Raw genomic sequence first — 21,195 nt, 5'->3', positions numbered from 1 at the left:
TTCTCTACCTCAACAGCAACACATCCCCCTCCAAAATCTCGGACGAGCCATCCACATAGCNCACTTCAATGAAATAGACGTAAGTACCAGCTCCCATAATCTGACCACGAAAAGTGCCGTTCCAAAATCGATTCTGTTCAGAAGGGGCAAGGTCATTGACTTCGTAGACCAACTCGCCCCAACGGTCAAAGATGAGGAAGCGTTGAATCAGCGTGCCGGAGTCGCCATCGGTGAAGATTTGGAAACGATCGTTGACACCGTCATTGTTGGGCGAAAAGACATTGGGGACATAAATAGGGCAGTTGTCTTCCAATATAATAATGGTCGAATCTACGGCACAGCCGAGTTCATCATGAACAGATATGCTATACGTTCCTGCGGCCAAATTGGAGAAGGTGTTATCCGCCTGTGGAGTGACTCCGGTAATTGTGTAGCTCAAAGCTCCCGTGCCTCCATCGGCTTGTACCTCGAGCGCGCCATTATCCAGGTTACACTCAGGGCGGGTGATGTTTAGGACTACAATGTTGGGGAGATCAACGTCTGCTTCTACTACCACCATTTGGCTGACGGTACAGCCCATCTCATCTTCTACGACAACATTGTAGCTGCCAGCAGCCAAGTCAATGAATTGATTATCTGCTTGAAAGGTCAGGCCGTCGAGGGAGTAAATTAAGGCCCCGTTTACCCCGTTAGCCTGAATACTGATGCTACCATCGTTACCTTGGCAGCTGGCGGGTTCGCTGGTGACAGCCATAATTTGTGGACCATTATCTGTTTGTAATACTTGTACTGATGCTGTAGTAAGGCACCCGATGGCATCCACGACGGAAACGGTATAATCTCCTGCGACCAAATCAGTAAAAGTATTACTGGACTGATAAGCATTGCCGTCGACGGAGTATCGCAAGAGGCCCATGCCACCACTTGCGGCAATGGTCAGGCTGCCGTCTCCATCTAGGCAAGAGGCTTCCTGCACGTCAATCATATCAATACTAGGGCCAGGCTGTGTTTGCATAACCTCCGTATTCTGAGTTACGTTACAGCCCAACTCATCCTGAACGGTAACCAAGTAGCTACCCGCTGGGAGATTGGAGAAGGTGTTTGTGGTAGAGAAATCCGTGCCATCTATTGAATAGCTTAACTGCCCGCTACCGCCGCTGGCTGTAATGGTGATGCTGCCGGTATCACCCCCACACGGGGTGTCCGTAGAAACGATATTGTCAATTTGCGGTGCGTCTGAGCCTTCAATGGTAATTAGGTTAGAAACAATTATGCAGCCTCCTTCCATGTTTAAGTTGACTTGGTAATCACCAGGCTGATCTACTTCTAATTCCAGGGTTTCAAGCGCCGTTAGGAAATTCCCGTCTAGGGTCCAGTAGTAGCTCTGGATGTTTTGTCCAAGGGTGTTAATGCTGGCCGTAATGAGGGTCGATGTGCCTGGGCAGATAGGCGTGTTTGCTTCGGCTGTAAGCTCCACCGACCAGTTGGGGACACTGGCGAACTCAGGGAAATTGTAAGCAAAAACATCTTCGTAGATCATGCTTACCGTACTATTGAAATCAGCCTGGTACAGGTCATTAAAATTGGAACCATCGAAGGCTGTTTCCGGTTGTACAAGGCGGCCAATTTTTACCCTGCTGGTATTATTTATGTTACCTGCATCATAAATATGATAGACATAACCATCCGGTGCTTTTTTTAGCCCACCACCCCTGAGACTACCACCAAAGTTTCGCATTTGGGGTGCGTTGCCACCGTTTACGGGTACTTGGTACAGTGCACTGGGAGAATAGGACGCATAATAAATGAAATTCCCGCCAGGTGAAAACTCCAAGTCGTACAAGGTGCCCAACGAGAGCGAGGCAACGATGTTACCTTGACCATTAAAAGCGCCTGTAGTAGTATTGAAAGTATTGGTAAATACCCGGCTTGGTGAGCCCGAAACCGAAAATCCTACGATGACATTATCCGCACTTTCATCATCAACGTAGGTCATGTTCATGATGGGAGAATAAGGGTTGTTGGTTACTGCTGGAGCAAAATTATAGGTTGCATTAAATGAAATTCCACTTGGATCAATGCGGTATACTACGTAATCAGATCCATTGGCGGTAGGGGCGAGTAAGCGTACGATCAACCAGGAAACAAAGGGATCTGTTTTACTCGGAATAACGAGCAGCCCTTCTCCTACACTAAGGTTACCATTGGGGCCTGGCAGCGGAGTGAGAGGAGAGAAACCACCGCCCACCGTGTAAAGCCGATAGGTTACGGGGCCGCTGGTGCTGCCATTGTAGACACCCGTTGGATTGGAGAAAATGTAATATTGGTTGAAGGGGCACACAGGATTAACAGCAATCACTACTGCTTGCGAGGAAGAAGGATTAGCTCCTAGTCCTCCTGCGGGCGTAATATCTTGGTGGTTGGCGTCAAAAACTTCATCACCGTCGGTGTAGAACAGGAGGTCGCCAGTTTCTGGATTGGAGACAACGCCCCAGCCCTCAAAGCCGTTGTTGCCATCTATGTTGTTGGGTGGTGGAGTGATGCTGGGCGGTGCTTGGGCTGTATTGTAAAGGGAGAGCCCATTAGGGAAAAAGTCAAGGGTGGCATTGGTGGTGTTACTCGGAGCATTAGTTCGGCCCATCACCCAGTGGCGTTCTTGGTATTGGCCAAAAATCACGGATAAGCTAAGCAGATAAAAGAGGGGAAGCGCGATAAATCTTTTCATAGCAACGAATTTAGGGAGTTCATTAAAAATAACCTATCTACGTTGCTACAAATTTCTGTTTAGGTAATCCGTTTTTACAAAAAGATCTGGCCTCGTAAATAAGTAATGGCTTGCCCTTTCAGCAGTACTCGGTCATCATGGAGGGTACAATGTAGGATACCTCCTCGTTGGCTGATTTGGCGAGCTTCCAAAGATTGCTTTCCTAGTTTTTTAGTCCAATAAGGCGTCATCAAAGTGTGGGCTGACCCCGTCACTGGGTCTTCGTTAATACCAAAACGGGGGTAAAAGCAGCGGGAAACAAAGTCTACCTCATCACCGGGAGCGGAGACGATAATTCCTCGTACATCAAATTCCATCAAGGCATTGAAATTTGGAGTTATTTTAGCAACCTGAGCCTGATTGCTGGCAATGACAAGCAAGTCGTCATTACCCATGATTGCTTCTGAAATGGAAATACCTAAAGCACTTTCTATGTTCGGGGGAATACTTATCGAAGTTCCTGCATCCGCTGGAAAGTTAAGGCGATAGCCTTTTTCAAGGCGTTCTACTTCGAGGATGCCACTCAGGCTGCTGAAGCGGATGGTTTTAGCCGTCAGGCCAATTTCTTGGAATAAAACATGGGATGCAGCCAAGGTAGCGTGGCCACACAAGCGCACTTCTTTATTCGGTGTAAACCATCGTAGCGGGATAGCTCCATTTTCTTCCGGAAGGAAAAAAGCAGTCTCTGAAAGGTTATTTTCTCCAGCAATGGCCTGTAGTTTTTCATCAGGTAACCATTTGTCAAGCGGGATAACGGCTGCTGGGTTACCACGGAGTAATTCATGATGAAAAGCGTCAACTTGATAGATACGTAAAGCCATGGTTTTTTTATTTTAATTCATAACATCGACATTCACCTGCCTGTAGATTCATGAGAATGATTTCACCAGTATTAGTCAGCGCATTTTCGTGGAAATTAAGTGTTTCACTAGAGAAAATTCCTAGTGCTTGTTTGGTTCCCTCAGGTATAGTCACTGCGCGTGGTTTAATAACTTGCTCCTCGGCAAGGTTGACAACGAAAAGGTAAGTGGGGTTATCTTGCTGTGTCCATGCGATGAGCAAATCATTGCCATTGGGATCAGGCGCATTGAGCCATTGGGTGCTGGTGCCTTCTATGGTCGTATAAATTTGTTCGCTTAATTCGCGAATGCGGGAGAGTTGGCCAAATAGCTCACCGTTTTTTCCCCACTGATAGGGGCCGCTAGTGGCTTTGGGGCCCTCGTCGAGATGAAATACGTACAGCTTGGTGTAGTGCTCGTTGGGCGCAGGTTCATGATGGATATCCCGCTGCTCGAAACCTAAGCCCTGGTAGGAGGGAAGCACTGGTAAGAATAGCCCAATAAACAGGCGTGCGGCATTGCCATGCCGATAGAAAAGATCAAAGCGAGGATCATCCTTGTCGCCCGTCATGATCGTGAAATTGGGGGCTACTTCGTGTTCTTGCGCAATGGAGAGGTAGCGATGGAAGTTGTCCATAAATTCCGGACTGCCTACGACCATGCTTTGCAAGTCTCCAAGGGTAGTATCCGCCTTACTGGCCTCCAAATGAGCTATTTCATCACCATAGGCCATTACATTGGGCGGAGCGAGAAAGCTTTCGGCGAAGTAACCAAAATAAGGCACTTGCTTGCGGATGTACTCTTTTACCGCACCAAGCGGATCATAGAAGGCATCAGGTGTGGTGGGAACACCCTCGGGCCGCATCTGTACGTGAGACATGTCCCCACGCATGAAATCCAGGTTGTAAGCAGCTTGAATACGGGCATACTGCTGGCAAAAATATTCCCAAACAGACTTGCGCGGTTGTGTGAAATCAATGCCCCAGTCGCGGTTGTTGTCCAATCGTTCATAAAATTTAAAGCGACTTAATGGGCCGAATACCCGCGACATTTTTTCGGGTTGCGTGATGCGATAATCTCGCCATTCGCGGCCAGCATGATCAACTACTCGGGCCGCAGGGTCAGGGTCTACCTCAAGGCCACGGTAAGGTGGCGCCATCGTTGCGGGGACAGGCTCGTAGCCTAGTCTATAAAGCCAATCCACGAGGCCAGCCCGACGGTTTTGCCGTTGTTGGTACTGGTCTGGTTGGCCAAAAAGGGTGCGCAGGCGTGCTTCTTCTCCGTATTCCTCTCCGTAGAATTCAGCGATTTCCTGGGGGTAAGGCTTGCCAAAATCAGCGCTGCCATTGCGGATCAACCACGACATGATTGCGCCTTGGACTTTTTCGTGCAAATTGGCGGAATGATCCAGTATTTTGTCGTCTTTGCGTTGGAGCCATTCAAAGTAGTGGGGTTGAGCGAGTACCATCTCCGCATAGCGGTCGGCATGAGGGATGACGTCCATTCCCACTGTTTTACCCATCGCGTGGAGGAGGTTGATTACTACTTTGAGCTGTTTCTCTACCGTATTCAATTGAGGAACGAGGTGGTAAAGCTCTTGGCTGTAAAATTCGGGGTTGATATTCCAGGAGGCCATGCCATAAAGGCTGGAAACAACACCGGGCTCCCACATGGGCAGCAGGTGGATACTGGATTGGCTGGCTGGGAGCGTCAGTGCATACTTTACGACGTTCCAAAACGATTGAATCGTACGCACATTGATGCCCACCATATTGACGCTTTTGATCCAGCCGGGCTCCGTTTTATCAGCTATGGGGCTTGGAAAAGTAGCACCCACATTTAGCGCAGTTGTCAAGGCGTTTACTCCTAATCGTTGGGCCAGCGTTTCCAAAATTTTCTGGCCACTGAGTTGCACCGCTTGTTCTGGAAGGAGGCCATGCACAAAACTTGTTTGTTGTTGGGCGTAGGCACGTAGCTGAGTCGCGCTATTAGCTGTCCAAGCGGATTGGAAATCGCTGTAAGTTTGATCAGTGGGCATGTTTATTTGTTTTAAACAAAAAAAGGAGTCCGTAAATGTACGAACTCCTTTTGCATAAAAAACATATTCTAAGGCCTAGAGTGTGTTTTGGGACGGTTTCGCGCAGTAGGAAACAAGTCCCAACTCCGAGGAGGAGCGACGATCACCGAAGGTAAACACGCTCTTACTCTGCCATCAGAATAAACTTATTCTTTTTGCCATTCTCTACCATGACGAAGCGCCCGTGCAATAAGTGCTCGGAGGTAGCAGTAGCATCTACATTGCTCACCTTCTCCTTGTTAATGCTTACGGCATTGTTTTGAATGGCTCTGCGTGCTTCACTTTTTGAAGCTACCATTGTGGTGTGTTCGGCCATCAAGTCGATAAGAGAAACACCATTGGCGATCAAATCGCGTGAGATGGTGAAACTAGGTATTTCACCGGCTACCATTTTCAGTGATGCTGCATCCAAGCTGTTTAAATCATCTGCACCAGCCTTTTTGTTGAACAGCAGATTGGATACCTTTTTTACAGCAGTAAAATCGTCTTCAGAGTGAACTCTTACGGTCAACTCTTCCGCCAGAAGCGCTTTCAACTGACGCGGATTGCTACCGTGCTCTTGCTCCAGTGCCTCCACTTCTTCCTGTGATTTGAGGGTGAAGTAGCGCATGAATTTCGGCAGATCACGATCATCAGCATTGAGCCAAAACTGGTAGAACTCGTAAGGAGAAGTCAATTCAGGATCAAGCCAAATGTTACCTGCTTCACTTTTTCCAAATTTAGAGCCATCGGATTTGGTAAGTAATGGAGTTGTACAAGCGTAGGCTTTAGCGTCGGTAAGGTTGCGACGAATAAATTCTGTACCAGAGGTGATATTTCCCCATTGGTCAGAGCCCCCCATCTGCACCCGACAGCCGTGATCTTCGTAAAGCCGCTGGAAATCGTAAGCCTGAAGTAACTGGTAGCTAAATTCGGTAAACGAAAGCCCGGTTTCTAAGCGCTTTTTTACAGATTCTTTTGACATCATGTAGCTCACGGTCAAGGTTTTACCCACCTCGCGGAGAAACTGCAGAATGTTCATGTCCCGGTAGAAATCCAGGTTGTTAACCAAAACAGCGGCGTTAGGCCCATCAAAATCGAGGAGTTTCTCCATCTGTTTGGTCTGGTGTGCCAGGTTGTTATCCAGTTCGTCGTAAGACTTCAGGGTTCTTTCCTGATCTTTACCAGAAGGGTCACCGATACGGCCAGTAGCACCACCCATAAGTACGATCGGTCGGTGGCCGGACTTCTGCCAAAAAGTAAGCAGCATGATCTGGACAAAGTTGCCAATGGTCATAGAAGGAGCTGTAGGATCAAACCCAATATAACCAGCCGTAGGAGCGGAGGTCAAAAAGTCATTTAATCCAGGAGTGCTATCGTGAAGCATCCCCCGCCATTGCAATTCGTTCAAAAAGTCCATCATTCTAATTTTTTACGCAATATTCAGGCCGCAAATATAGTATTTGTTCTGAGATAAAACCCTCAACGGATGCTTAACAATTGCCTATTGGATAGAGTTCCATTTCTTTCCTGTATATTCGCGCTAATATGAATTTCTCCTACTTCATAGCCCGTAAAGTAGCCACAGGTGGTGGCCAATCTTTTTCTCGGATGATCATTCGGATCGCGGTGATTGCTGTGGCGGTAAGTATGACGGTAATGATTTTGGCATCTTCACTGATCGCTGGGTTTAAAGAAGAAATTGCAGAAAAGATTTTCGGTTTTTGGGGGCATATCCACATTACGCACCCTAATCAAAGTCGATCCATAACAGAAGTTTATCCTGTTGACCTTAATCAGCCTTTTTACCCGGATATTGCTTCGGTAGGGCAGGTCGATTACCTTGCTCATGAGCGTTGGTTTGGCCAAACGGTACAGCGGGAGACGAAAACCAATGGAGGTATTCGCCACATTCAGTCTTATGCACTTTACTCGGGAATCATTCGTGCTAATGACGAGCTCGAAGGCATTATTTTAAAAGGAATTGGACATGATTTTGACTGGCAGTTTCTGGATAAATACTTGAAAGAAGGCCAGCCGCTCTCTATGCCCGATTCTACAATGGGTAATGGCATCTTGATCTCGCAGTATACCGCAGACCGCCTGAAACTTAAGATAGGAGATAAATTTTCGGTCTTTTTCGTTTCCAGTAGGTATGAACAGCTGGAACGTCGATTTACGGTAGAGGGAATTTACCGTACCGGCCTTGAAGAGTATGACCGACAGTTTGCGCTTGTAGATATACGCAAAATTCAACAGATTTTAGGTTGGACGGAAGAGCAAGTCACTGGATTTGAAGTCTTTGTAGACGATATTGATGACCTCGGTCCACTGACGGAGTACATTTATTACGAGGAATTACCTGATAGCCTCTACGCAGAAAGTATCAAGGAAAAAATGCGCGCCATCTTCGATTGGCTCGACCTGCAAGATGTAAACGAATGGGTGATAATTGGCTTAATGTTGGTGGTTTCGATCATTAATATGATTACAGCCTTGCTTATTTTGATCCTTGAACGCACCAATATGATCGGTACGCTCAAGTCATTAGGATCGAGCAACTGGTCTATCCGGAGAATATTCCTTTACTACGCTGGATATATCATTTTGGTAGGACTCTTCTGGGGTAACCTCATAGGGCTAGGTCTTTGCTACCTTCAAGATACATTTGGACTCATCACCTTGGATGAAACCAATTATTACCTCTCGGTTGCGCCGATCAAAATCCAGTGGGGGAGTGTCTTGCTCCTAAATGTAGGGACCCTGGTCATTACATTACTTTTCCTTATCCTTCCTTCTTATCTCGTTTCCCGGATTGATCCGGTGAAGGCGATTCGGTTTAAGTAAGTTTTTTGAGTGTGTTTAAAGTGTAAGGGTGTAAAAGTGTAAGAGTTGGGGTTCTGATATTAGCGTGAGACACACACACACACACATTTCTAAACAGTCTCAATTCTTGTGACAAGGTCACCTTATCGGCTCTTTAACGCTTACACCCTCCCAACTTTTACACCTTTAGTCCTACCCAACCTTTACACTATAACTCAGTCCCTCAGAAATTCCAACTCATTATTATGATCCAATTGTACCATAATAGTTGGCCTCCCTGTACTGGCTTCGCGTGGTCGATATTTTGCAACATAATCTACTGACCCTATAATATCGGAACGGACTCTGCCGAAATGATCGGGGTAGGGACTGTTGTCGAAATGAGCGACAGTGGTGGCTAGTGGCCGGCCCATCATTTTGATAAGACCTTGGCAATACTGATCGCGTACCACTCTGGCCGCCATCCGGCCATCGGCCTGTAGACTGTTGGATCGAATGTAAGGCCCTGCTTCTGTAAGGATCGTCAGTGGTCGAAAGTGAAAAGAGAGTAGCGTCTCAAGACGCGGATGAAGTCTGGGAGCGTGTTCCTTGAGCATTTCCAACGAAGAGAAAAGAATTTCAAAAGTTGTTTCACCCTGTCCTCTTTTGAGTCGTTTTAACCGTTCAATAGCTACGGGGTCATCCGCCAGGCAGGCGACGCACCACAAAGCATCGGTGGGTAATAAAAGTAGTCCTTCATTTTCAAGCACGGCCGCCGCTCCTTCCAGATCGTAGCGTTGAATCATAAAACTGGCAGCTTGTTGAGTAGTCGTCATGAGCATATTCAAATAGTTTGTTGCTACACTGTGTATTTACTGCCCTTTAACTGGGGGGCACACAGGTGCGGTTCATCCTGAGAAAGCATCTCGAAAAACGTATCTAAGCCTATACTTAGTTTGTTAGCATCGTCATTTTATTGACCATGCATTCAAGCCTTTGTAATGGCTGGAAATGTCCAATATGTTACGAACCTGAAATTAAGCCGCCGGATTGTAGGTATATTACCTATTTTAGCACGATTAATGCAGCGACTGTTTTTGGGATAAGCGAGTTGTAAAACAATTTAGGTATGTTAATACATACCGATTAGCTTTTGGGAGCTGTTTAATACTACGAGTTGATAATCTACGCCTATATGAACATTTTTTTTCCGGCTGTATTGTTTTGTTAACTTTAAAAAATAGCGTTTTGCGAGAAAACTACCTTACACACCGTTTCTTTCTGATGATCTCTCTGCTTTGTATTGTGCACGGAGTTCAAGCTGCCCACCTTATTGGTGGCGAAATTACCTACAACTGTTTAGGCGTCAGCACAGATGACCCTAACTCCAATACTTACGAATTCACGATTAACGTATTCAGAGATTGCCAAAGTGGTGGGTCGGAATTTGATAGCCCTACTTTTTTTGTCAATATGCACATTACTGTTTATCAGGGCAGTAACCAGTTTGGTGTATATTATCTGGAGGCACCAGTGGTTGAGCAGGTAGATATTGAAGAAAATATTGGGAATCCTTGTATCATCGTACCCTCGAATATTTGTGTAGAACAGGGAACCTATACCTTTGAATTGGATTTGCCCAGGGTGGGAGAGTCCTATCATATTGTTTATCAGCGCTGCTGCCGAAATAATACCATCAATAATATCCTGTCACCAGAATCGTCAGGGAGTACCTACACAATAGAGCTTACACCTGAAGCACAATCGTTGTGTAATAGTTCGCCTTCTTTTCAGGATTATCCTCCTGCTATTTTATGTGCCGGGCAACCGTTTTCGTATGATTTTTCGGCAACTGATGCTGATGGTGACCAATTGGTTTACGGATTTTGTAGCCCTTATCTAGGTGGAGGTAACAGTGGTGGAGGGGGGGACCCCAATGGCGTAGCGCCTGATCCTGATTTACCACCTCCTTTTAATAACGTCATTTTTCTTGCGCCAACTTACACATCGACCAGCCCCTTGGGAGATGGAGCTGATTTTGAGTTGAATGGTGCTACGGGGCTCATGACGGGCTTGCCGCAATTTGAAGGCCAGTTCGTGGTTGGTGTCTGTGTGTCGGAATTTCGNAATGGTGTATTGTTGAGTACTGTTCGGCGAGATTTTCAATTTAATGTGACCAGCTGTGAAATTACAGTCTTCGCTGAAATTGACAGAGATTCGATTGTAGGAGGAGATATCTATGTGGTTTCGTCTTGTGGGGAAACAGAGGTAACATTGACCAATGAGTCGGGGCTACCTGCCTTTATTGATAGTTATCAATGGTTGTTTCCGCTAGGCGTTAATTCGATTGAAGGGGCCGACCGTGATTTTACCTATGATTTTCCTGGTGTGGGAACTTATGAGGGGATAATGGTAGTGAATCCGGGATCTACGGGCTGTACAGATACTGCTCAGGTATTAGTAAATATTTTTCCAGGTTTAGACAGTGAGTTTTCCTTTGAGTATGATACCTGCGTAGCTGATGCTGTTAATTTCACCAACCTGAGTATGAGCCAGGGAAGCCAGGCTATCGTTTCTAACCAATGGCGCTATGGAAATGGGCAAGCAGAGGATATTTTTCAAAATAATCACCTTTATGTTGATCCGGGAGCATATAATGTAGAGCTAGAAATAAGAGATGAGAATGGTTGTGTGGATGTTAGCTCCCAAGTACTGAACTATTTTCCTGTGCCTGATTTGATTGTGATTTCTCCTAGTGAATTTCGAGGATGTGTGCCAGCAGAAATATTTTTTGACAACCTCAGTTTTCCCATTAATGATACCTATATCTTCGACTGGGAATTTGGAGACGGTGGCCTTGGGGAGGATTTAAGTCCTACTTATTTGTACGAAACGCCAGGGCTTTATACGGTTTCATTGGCGATTACCAGCCCATTGGGCTGTACAACCGATACGACTTTTACGGATTTAATACTCATGGAAGCAGCTCCTACGCCTGGTTTTAGTGTTACACCAGATATGCTGACTAATTTTGCATCCGAGCTTCAGGTCGTAGATGAATCGTTAGGGGCTTACCGTTGGTTTTATGATTTTAATGGAGAAGCGACCAGTCTGCTGCCCGAGCCTGCTCACCTGTTCCGAGATACTGGCCAGGCCTACATTACTCAGGTTGTGACCCACCCCAGTGGTTGTACCGACTCATTGACACAGTTTGTAGACGTTAAACCAGAAGTAACCTTTTATTTTCCGAACGCTTTCACCCCTAATGGCGACGGGCTGAATGATGATTTTAAACCTAAAGGGTTTACTAGAGGTTTTAAAAGCTACAGTATGAAAGTTTGGAATCGATGGGGAGAACCACTCTTTACGGGTACAGACCCCCTAAGGGGCTGGAACGGCAAAAAAAACAATACTGGTCGTGATCAGCCACCAGGTATGTATTTATACGAGGCGGTTTTAATTGGCCCACGGGGAGAAAAAATGGATTACAAAGGCATGATCACATTAATTAGGTAGAGATATGAGGAGCCGTAGGATGCGTAGTTTTCTATTATTGGTAATGATGGCGCTGGTAGGCTTACCGCTATTACAGGCTCGTCACATTATAGGAGGCGTGATGTCCTACGAGTGTTTAGGTAATAATCGTTATCAATTTACGCTACGGGTATACCGGGACTGTAACTGTACAATGTGTGCCCAGTTAGATGCTTTGGCTGAAATTGGGATTTACCGTTGCAGCAGCGCCAATAATTGTGAAGGGCAGTCGCAAGCCCAACCCTACGGGTCGGTGAGTGTGCCCCTTTCTTCCGAGTCGTTTGTAGAAGAACCAGACTACCCTTGCCTTATTCCTCCTAATGTCTGTGGACAGGAAGGTATCTATCGATTTACCCTGGATTTACCTGCATCTAACAGTAGTTATTTTATTTCCTATCAGCGATGTTGTCGTAATGTGACTATTAATAACATCATCAACCCGGATGATGCTGGAGCAACTTATACGATAGAGCTGACGCCTACGGCACAATTGGTTTGCAACAGCAGCCCTTCTTTTGATACTTATCCGCCGATCATTATTTGCAACAATGCGCCTTTGGCTTATGACCATTCAGCCACCGACCCTGATGGAGATATGCTCGTCTACGAATTTTGTGCGCCACTTTTAGGGGGTGGCCCTGATCTTGATCCATTGTATTACAATACCTGTAGTGGTGCCAACCCTATACCGGCTTGCCCTCCTCCATATAATACGGTCACTTTTCAGNCTCCTAACTATACAGCTACCAGCCCAATGGGCGGATCTCCTACGATTAGTATTGATCCCATGACAGGGATGATTACAGGTACGCCTCAATTTGAGGGGCAATTTGTTGTCGGGGTTTGCGTCTCAGAGTATCGAAACGGCCTTTTGCTAAGTAAAGTCTTCCGTGATTTTCAGTTCAATGTTGCCAACTGTGACCCTACAGTGGTAGCCGATATTGAAGAAGATATACAAATTAGCGACCAGGAGTTTGTGGTGAACTCCTGTGGTGATTACACGATAGACCTCGTTAATCAAAGTTTTCAGGAAGCCTATATTGATAATTTTGAGTGGACGTTTGAGGTAGGTAGTGGTGAGATAGAGACTTTTGGTGAATGGAATCCGAGTATTACTTTCCCAGGCGTAGGAACTTATGAAGGACAGCTCATTCTAAATGAAAATACCGATTGTGGAGATACTGCCAAGATTTTTGTAAATATTTACCCTGCTATTGAGGCAGATTTTAGTTTTGCCTATGATACTTGTGTGGCTGGGCCTGTTAGTTTCACCGACCTTTCAGAAACCGGGTCTTGTTGTTTGACGGATTGGAATTGGGATTTTGGAGATGGACAAAATAGTGGTTTGCAAAACCCTGACCACGTTTACCAGCAGCCTGGTGATATCCCTATTACCCTTACTGTTCAGGATACAAATGAATGTGTTGCCAGTTCAACTCAAATTCTTAATTATTACCCGGTGCCGGCCTTGATTGTCATTGCACCTAGCGCAGAAATTGAATGCCAACCTGCGGAAATCTTCTTTGATAACTTATCATTTCCAATTGACACGACCTATTCTATTGTGTGGGACTTTGGCGATGGGGAGTTTGGCAGTGCCATTAGCCCATTTCATACTTATGAAGACCCGGGAGTGTATACGGTTAGTGTGGATATAACATCTCCTTTAGGATGCCAGATCGATACGACATTCAATAGCCTGATTACTATTTTACCTTCCCCTGTTGCAGGGTTCTCTTATGCTCCGGATCAGCCAAGTAATTTGTTTCCGGAGGTGCAGTTTACCGATGAGTCGGAAGGAGCTATAGCCTGGAACTGGGATTTCAGTGCTAATCCAGGAAGTGTTCTGCCAAGTCCGTTATTTGTTTTCCCTGATACAGGCCTTTATTTGGTGACCCAAGTAGTTACGCACCCAAGCGGTTGTATGGATACCGTCCAGACTGTTATTGATGTAATTCCGGAAATCCGCTATTACTTACCCAATGCTTTTACGCCCAACGGAGATGGAACCAATGATACTTTTCGGGGGAAAGGCTTTCTGGAAGGAGCAACCGACTTTCAATTTATGATCTGGAACCGTTGGGGGGAGCCTATGTTTGAGACCAACGATCCATTTGCTGCATGGAATGGCCAAAAAAACAATGTAGGCCAAGAGGCTCCTCCTGGCGTATACCTGGTTGTAGTGAAGTTTAAGGGCCCAAGAGGCGAACCAATTGAAATGAAAGGCTATGCTACCTTGATTCGATGAAAAATTCATCTTAAAACATTTGTTTTACAACTAAAAGTCTTACCTTTGCCCATCGTTTGAGAAATGAAGCATGTTTATTGTTTTTTGCAGTGCCTCTAAAAGACATAATTGTTGGCAAGAAGGACTGCATTAAAATTAAGCAATAAACCTCTGAGTTCGATCCGTACACGCTAAGGCTTAAAAAAATAGGACAAAGAATGGATGCCATTAAATTTGTACACGAACAGTTGACTCCCAGCAGCGATCTACCCGATTTTCGCGCCGGTGACAACGTAATTGTAAGTTATAAAATTCGCGAAGGAGACAAGGAGCGTATTCAGGACTTCCGTGGAGATGTTATTCAGATTAAAGGTGAGGGTTCTACCCGTACTTTTACTGTGCGTAAGATTTCCAATGGAGTAGGTGTTGAGCGCATTTTCCCTATTTCTTCTCCAAATATTGCTGAGATTAAGGTTACCAAGCACGGTAAAGTGCGCCGTTCTCGCTTGTACTACCTGCGTGATCGGGTAGGTAAGAAAGCGCGTATCAAAGAGCGTCGTCGTCTTTAATAGCAGTTATTTTACAGCATTGCTGTAGAGAAAGCCGGATCAGTTTACTGATCCGGCTTTCCTTGTTTTAGGAAAACAATAATAATTTTTTCAGTGCGTTTTGAATTCGTTGGATCAATATATTGGTATCCAATAGCCTTTAACTTCCTATTTTTCTCTTCCCCAGTACCAAATCATCCCTGAAATTGCTTAAATTTCACAATTGATTCCGATAACTTTCGAAAGATGGTTCATTGGGGTCAGTAATTGGTATAGATGTCTATGGTTAATCCACGCCTTTGGTTTTTAAACTACCCTCATATGAAGCAATCCACAACTATTTTCTTTGCCCTGTTACTTTTTGGCAGCTTTTATTCACCATTAGCTGCGCAAAATTGCGAGCAGTATATCTCTCACGATGCAGTTATTGGAGGTACTCATGTTTTACGTTCAGATCAGACGACAGTAGTTGTTAGAGGGAATTATTCCTATGCGATCATGTTGAGTTCAGATGATAAAGGAATTACCGCTACGATGGAGTCCAGTGGTGGCGTCGAATTCAATCAGGATGATGAAGTCATCTTTATGGATGCGAATCAGGTCCGTCGAAGCTATCGATTCATAGGCATGGGAGAAATGGAACGCCGAGGGGGAATACCAGTGCAAACAAATGTTCTTCAGCTTGATATGACGGCGCTACAGTGGTTCTCGGAAAATAATATTACCACGATCTATTTGAAGAATAATATCAGCAATGAGATGCGGAAGTTCTCGTTGACGCCAAATCGATTAAAAGAATTCAATAGCCTGGCCCGCTGTTTTTATGAAGTACTTGACCCTAACAAAGTCGTTGATAAAGGAGAGGCTGGCTTGTTGATCCCGTCGGCAAATCCGGGGGCTCGTACCTCTTCTACAGCAGCAGCAAATAGTGGATTAGCTAATACCGGCCGTGCTACACCTTCAGCACCTACTTCTGATGACGAATTGGTGGATTTGCGCAAGCAACTGGCTGATACCAAGAGTCAATTAAGGGACGAAATTGCCGCAGAACGGAGTAAGGCGGATCAAATAAAGCGCAACCTTCAGGAAGAGGTAGCCGCAGCCAGAGAACAAGCTGCTCAGCAGAAACAGCAGATTGCTGATGAAGTACTGGCTGCTCGGAAGCAGGCACAAGTCGCTATTGCCGAGGCTCAGGCTTCTTCCGCGGAAGCGGTGCAAACGGCTCGCCAACGAGCGGATAACGAAATGTCGGAAATCAATGAAGGGGTAGTTGCTGCTCGCTCTCGTGCACAAGATGCCATTCAAAATGCTCAGGTTGAATCTGCAGAAGCCGTTAAAACAGCCCGTGACAATGCTGCTCAGGAACTAGAAGCTGTCCGCGAGCGGTTGGCAGAGGCGAAAACGGCTTACGCCGATGAAATCGCAGGTGCCCGCGAAACCTCCTCTTCGGAGTTGCAGCGTATACGAGATGAAACTGCCCAGCAAATTCAGCTAGCGCGCGAGCAGGCCAAGGTTGAACGTACCAGAACGACAGAAGAAGTTGTGGAAACGAAAGAAACTGCCGCCGAGCAAATTTTACGAATTCAGGAAGAAACGGCCGGACAAATCGCTCAGATCAGAGAGAACAGCGTGCTCGAAAAGGAAAAACTGGCTTTCGAACTGGCAGAATCACGTCGTAAAGCTGCCGAGCAAAAAGCGTTGGTGGAACAGCAAAATACCGCAGAATTGGCAGAATTAAGAGAGAATGCTGCCAAGGAGAAAGAAGCTGCGGTGGTTTCTGTTGCAGAGGCTCGTGAACGTGCTTCTGGCGAAGTAGAGAATATTCGCCAGCAAGTACTTACAGAGCGTGAAAAGGCTGCCAATGAGGTAAGTAGCACCCAGGCATCTTCCGCAGAAGCAATAGCTGCCAGCAGAGAGGCCGTAGCCACCGAAGAAGCTAAAGCCGCTGCCGAAGTACAGGCTGCCAGGGAAAGAGCTAGCCAAAGCATCGCTTCGATCAATGCCGAAGAAGCTGCACAGGTAGCTGATGCCAGAGAGCGTTCGGCTGCAGAGCAACAGAAAATAGCCAGCGAAGTAGAGGCTGCCCGTGCTCGTGCAAAAGAAGAAATCAACCGTATTCAGGAAGAAACCCAAGTAGAGTTGACCGAAGCCCGCTTGCGTAAGGAAGAAATTCAAAAAGCTGCTGCTGCTGAAGTAGAAGCTGCCCGCAAAAAAGCGGAAGAAGAAATTGCTGCTGCTCGCGCTGCTGCAGAACAACAAGTCGTAGCCACGCAGGAACAAGCTGCTGAAGCCAAGGATCGCTATGCACAGGAAGTAAATACCGCACAACAGCAATCGGCAGAAAGAAGGAAGCTGATTGAGGCCGAAGCTGCTGCTGCCATCAAGGATGCTAAAGATCGCGAGGCAGAGATGCTCACGGCTTCTGCTTCTGAGATTCAGGAAGCTCGTGAAAGAGCAGCCCGCGAACTTACGGCTGAACGGGAGAAAGTAGCACAGGAAATTGCTGCTGCCCGCCAGCAAGCCTCCAGGATACAAGAAGAATCCGCTACAGAAGTGGCCGAAGCACGTCGCCAAGCTGCTGAAGCAATAGCTGCAGTAAGACAGGAAGAGGCTCAAAAGGTCAAAGAAACGAGCGAAAATGCTGCTACGGAGCGTCAAAACCTAGCCAATAGCTTGGCTACAGAGCGGGAAAGAATAGCTCAAGAAAAGGCTACCCTTCAGGAAAATATGGTTAATGAAGTAAAGTTAGCCAGAGAGAATGCGGCACAGGAAAAAGAGCGACTGGCACTGAGTGTCCTTGATGCACGCAAAGAGTCGAGTAGCGCTTTACAGAAGGTGCGTGAAGAACAAGCGGAAGCTGTGGCCGCTGCTCAGCGCACAGCGAGCGAGCGCATACAGGAATCGAGAAATAAAGCGGAAGAGGAAGAAGAAGCTTCTGCTAAGCGGATAGCGTCAGCTCGCGAACGGGCAGAACTGGAGATGCAAACACTCCGGGATCGTGTCCGCCAAGAACTGGAGGAAACCAGGGAAGAGACTGCTACCAAAAAGGCAGAGTATGCAGCCGAAGCGGAGGCCGAGCGCAAAAGGTTACAGGAAGAACTAGCCGTAGCTCGCACAGAAAGCTCCGAGGCGATTTATGAAGCTCGTCGGCAAGCTACCGAGCAAGTGACAAAAATCAAGGAAGATAACGCCACGGCGATTGCTGCCGAACGGGCCAATGCGGAAGCGGCAAAGGAAAGAATTCGCCAGCAAGTAACGACCGGCGAGGAGCGTTTACGCAGCTTGCAGGAGGAAATCCGAGTGGCGGAACAAAAACTAAAAGCACTGCAAGAGCAGAACGGAAACGGGAATGATTAAAAAACACTCCTGTTCTTTAGCCCTGCTGGATTTTTATCCACTGCTGGCTTAAACATTCCTTTTCTTCGTTACATACCTCTAGGAAGTAACTGCCGCTGGGCAATAATGGTAAAGAATAACTGAGCCGTTGTTGCCCAGCGTTCATTTGGCCATTAAAGAGCAATTTTACAAGCCGGCCCTCTTGGTCATAAAGAGCTACTTGTAAAGGTTGCGTTCTTGCGAGTTCAAAATTGATATTTAAGGCTTCTTTTGAAGGATTAGGGTAGTAAGTGAAGGCTTTGATATCCCTAACTGCTGAAACGGCAGAAACGTCTTCCACAAAGACCGCTTCTACTTGAGTAGAACTTGTGATATTAAGTACCAATTGAGGATTGGTAGACATAACATCGCCTGCCCAGCGTACAAAAGCATAACCCGGTTCTGCTATCGCTGTGAGGGTGATAGGGACATTTTGAAAATAATCACCAGACCAGTTTTCTTCCTGGATTTTCAGACTGTTTAATTGCACCCAGCCATTTTGAGGCGTTTGATTAATTAAGGTTACTTCATGATAGGTGGGGAGATTAAATTCTCCAAGGATATGTTGCTTCATATAAGTAGNCCTATCCTGAGCAAAGTTTTTCATGGTGTTCACATTATCCTGCCAAGCGCCGATATCTCCTTCCCAGCGCTGGAAGTGTAGTGGTATTTCATTACTGATAGCCGCCTGTAGCGTGTCTATGTGTTCAATAACTCGGGAAGGAAGAAAACGGGTATTCATCTCATCGGCAAAACGATTGATGAAGCGGTGTTTAAAGCCGGTATTCTTCATTAAGTTCCGGAAAAGTGCCGTTGACCAAGGTGGGTTTGGCCAGCTGGGGCCATCGCTATCCAGTGCGAATTCCAAGGTGTTGTTGAGGTAAGCGAAATAATTCCAGGTACCAAAACCGAAATCTGTATCGTAAAGTATCCATCGCCATTTGCTGTTGGGTGAACGCCAGTATTTTATGTTGTTGCCGGGCCAATCGGTATTGTCGAAATAGATTTGAGATAGTTGGTAGAGGATATAATTTTCAATATCAACCTCCTCTTCGACCTGAGCAAAAAGATTGTCGTTACTTAAGTCATTGTTATTGGTAAATGCTATGAGGTTGAGGTAATCGGTATTACTGCCTTCAACAATACCTCCATCAAATTCGAGCAAATCTATTTCGTCGGGGTCCACTTGATGCTTAGAGGCGATAAAGTGCTCGTTAACCTTTTCACGAAGGTTGTACATGCCCCAATATTCCCCGTTTAGATAGGTAGCACAAGGGCGGTAAGCCTGGGTTTCGAGGTCAGCGTCGCGAAGAAGACCTGTAAGGACAGCGTCCCGGAAATTGGTGCCTAACCATTCGTTTCCAGAATTGCGTAGTACGATGGCCTGGAACTCATCGTAAGGTAAATTAGGAAAGAGTGGGTATTCGATTGCTCCGGTACCGTATTGATTTCTAGCAAAAATGGATAGTGAGCGTTGGTCATTTGAACGGCTCCAGCCTCCAAAAACCTTGGTGCCGGCATTAAAGGACGTTCCCAATTGGCCATCCGTTTCATAGAAGCTAAAATGAATAGGACGTTCCCAGTCTTCCCAAAAATTAGCGCCGTAATAGGGCAAATTGGGACTGTAATCATCGCCGTAGACATAAATTCCCGTTTCGCTATCGAAAAAATTATCGGGGTCTGTTACTAAAGAAATAATTGGTAAATCATGTTCTACACCGATAAGGTAGGTTGCTGTTTGAATAGGAGAGGGGATGTATTCTTCTCTGAAAATTGCGGCCCGTACTACCGTATTATTCGTGATGCTGAGTGGAGAAGTATAGAGTGAGCTTGCGGAGGTAGGAGAAGTCGCATCAAGTGTATACCGAATCTCTTCCTGAGGGGTAGCTCCACTCAATATGAGGGGAAACGGAGCGGGGGGCATTCCACCTGTTGTGGAAAAAATAATGGTAGAACTTAAGGCACCCAAGAACCCGCTGCCAGGATTGGCTGCTCCTGGGGTAGTCGTTTCAAAAAGCCGAATTTCGGTAACTTGATCAACAAGCCGGCCTTTAGACACATCACTGGGGAAGACGCCTCCGTTTAGACTATCGACCAATACACCTTGCTGATTGAAGAGATAAAGGGTTTCTCCAGCTGCTGAGATTTTGAAGTTGGTATGAAAACTAGACATGGGGATGTTCATCCAGGCAGGTGGCGGGTTTCCTTCGGTAGTAGAAGTGTTGAAAATGGCGGTAAGCCAAGGGATTAGAGATAGATCAGAGGAAAAGGCGGTCGCGTTATGAACCTGGATACTCAGGATGTTTTCTCCGGGTTGGAGAAGATTTTCCAAGTCGCTTATCTCAAACTTTACAGGCAGACCACCTTGGTATATTTCTGCTTCACGGTCGGTGATGGTCAAGGCGTTAAACGCCGGAAAGCCGCCATTTATATTAGCGCGGGCGATCTCAATTCCATTCAAAAAAGCAACAAAGCCATCATCATAGTCAATATCTAAGAAAAGGGCTTCTACGGTATTGACATCTTCAAATGAAAAGGATTTGCGAAGAAAGACAGCCGCCGATCCGTTGGGTATGATCGTCGTGTCATCGCCGTCACCATAGCCAAATCCAGCGCTGCCACTTTCCCAGTTGCTATCGTCAAAGCCTAGGTTTCGCCAGTTTGGGTCGACGTTAGCCGTAGGAACAATGTACTGAAACTGGTCTTCAGGAGAAATGATGGTTCTGGCCAAACTAAAAGTAGAACGATCTTTTCCGGATGCCCATATTCTTAAATAACCATCAGCGGGTAGCGCAAAGCTAGGAAAAGACCAACGATCGGGCTGATCGAGGTCATCGGTAATGGTCCATGCGTTTAAATCAACTACCTCTGTAGATGTGTTGTATAACTCAAACCAGTCAGGCGTATCACCATCTTCATCGAGATAGGTGTTATTAGAGCTTACCATTTCATTGATCCGAATGGATTGGCTGCTACAAGGAAGGACGGTGAAGAGCAGCAAAACGGAAAGAGTACTACCTAAAATAGGGTGATTCATTAGTACTGGA

At 46.2% G+C, this 21,195-nt stretch carries 11 protein-coding genes; 5 read left to right on the top strand and 6 right to left on the bottom strand.

The genetic code is table 11. From position 1 onward, the window contains the following. Positions 1-4 precede the first annotated feature (4 nt). The 4 genes from A3EU_RS35430 to tyrS all read right to left on the bottom strand — a co-directional run bounded on the left by A3EU_RS35430 (position 5) and on the right by tyrS (position 7,079). On the bottom strand, positions 5-1,288 hold the full coding sequence (locus tag A3EU_RS35430; protein ID WP_425412635.1) for a T9SS type B sorting domain-containing protein: 1,284 nt from the start codon (positions 1,286-1,288) through the stop codon (positions 5-7). Between the two features lie 1,511 nt (positions 1,289-2,799). Then, positions 2,800-3,585 (bottom strand): PhzF family phenazine biosynthesis protein, encoded by a 786-nt coding sequence (locus A3EU_RS0101735; protein WP_020534394.1) that lies wholly within the window; start codon positions 3,583-3,585, stop codon positions 2,800-2,802. A gap of 7 nt (positions 3,586-3,592) precedes the next feature. Then, positions 3,593-5,641, bottom strand: coding sequence for a hypothetical protein (locus A3EU_RS29035; protein WP_020534393.1), 2,049 nt, complete (start codon positions 5,639-5,641; stop codon positions 3,593-3,595). A 163-nt stretch (positions 5,642-5,804) separates the two neighbouring features. Then, the gene (gene tyrS / locus A3EU_RS0101725) at positions 5,805-7,079 is read right to left on the bottom strand and encodes a tyrosine--tRNA ligase (RefSeq protein ID WP_020534392.1); all 1,275 of its coding nucleotides are present in this window, start codon (positions 7,077-7,079) and stop codon (positions 5,805-5,807) included. 128 nt (positions 7,080-7,207) lie between these two features. Here tyrS and A3EU_RS0101720 point away from each other — a divergent pair, with 128 nt between their 5' ends. After that, the gene (locus A3EU_RS0101720) at positions 7,208-8,506 is read left to right on the top strand and encodes an ABC transporter permease (RefSeq protein WP_026211173.1); all 1,299 of its coding nucleotides are present in this window, start codon (positions 7,208-7,210) and stop codon (positions 8,504-8,506) included. 194 nt (positions 8,507-8,700) lie between these two features. On the opposite strand, the gene A3EU_RS0101715 is transcribed toward A3EU_RS0101720, so the two are convergent. Continuing rightward, positions 8,701-9,306 carry an L-threonylcarbamoyladenylate synthase gene (locus A3EU_RS0101715; RefSeq protein WP_020534390.1) on the bottom strand — a complete coding sequence of 202 codons (606 nt, stop codon included), beginning with the start codon at positions 9,304-9,306 and terminating at the stop codon, positions 8,701-8,703. A gap of 442 nt (positions 9,307-9,748) precedes the next feature. On the opposite strand from A3EU_RS0101715, the gene A3EU_RS29030 reads away from it, so the two are divergent. The 4 genes from A3EU_RS29030 (at position 9,749) to A3EU_RS0101695 (ending at position 18,130) form a co-directional block, all read left to right on the top strand. After that, on the top strand, positions 9,749-11,980 hold the full coding sequence (locus tag A3EU_RS29030; protein ID WP_052331272.1) for a PKD domain-containing protein: 2,232 nt from the start codon (positions 9,749-9,751) through the stop codon (positions 11,978-11,980). Between the two features lie 4 nt (positions 11,981-11,984). Next, positions 11,985-14,246 (top strand): PKD domain-containing protein, encoded by a 2,262-nt coding sequence (locus tag A3EU_RS0101705; protein ID WP_425412628.1) that lies wholly within the window; start codon positions 11,985-11,987, stop codon positions 14,244-14,246. A 197-nt stretch (positions 14,247-14,443) separates the two neighbouring features. Then, positions 14,444-14,794, top strand: coding sequence for a 50S ribosomal protein L19 (gene rplS, locus A3EU_RS0101700; RefSeq protein ID WP_020534387.1), 351 nt, complete (start codon positions 14,444-14,446; stop codon positions 14,792-14,794). Between the two features lie 300 nt (positions 14,795-15,094). Next, complete coding sequence (locus tag A3EU_RS0101695) at positions 15,095-18,130, top strand: hypothetical protein (RefSeq protein ID WP_020534386.1); 3,036 nt, start codon at positions 15,095-15,097, stop codon at positions 18,128-18,130. Positions 18,131-18,146: 16 nt separating this feature from the next. Here A3EU_RS0101695 and A3EU_RS0101690 read toward each other — a convergent pair whose 3' ends face one another. Beyond that, positions 18,147-21,185: a CotH kinase family protein gene (locus A3EU_RS0101690; RefSeq protein WP_020534385.1), complete on the bottom strand. Its 3,039-nt coding sequence runs from the start codon at positions 21,183-21,185 to the stop codon at positions 18,147-18,149. Positions 21,186-21,195: the final 10 nt, after the last annotated feature.

Source organism: Lewinella cohaerens DSM 23179 (assembly GCF_000379805.1).
In the GTDB taxonomy this organism is placed as follows: Bacteria; Bacteroidota; Bacteroidia; order Chitinophagales; family Saprospiraceae; genus Lewinella; species Lewinella cohaerens.
Note: the sequence above shows the minus strand (reverse complement) of the source record. Positions and strands in the feature narration are given on the sequence as shown.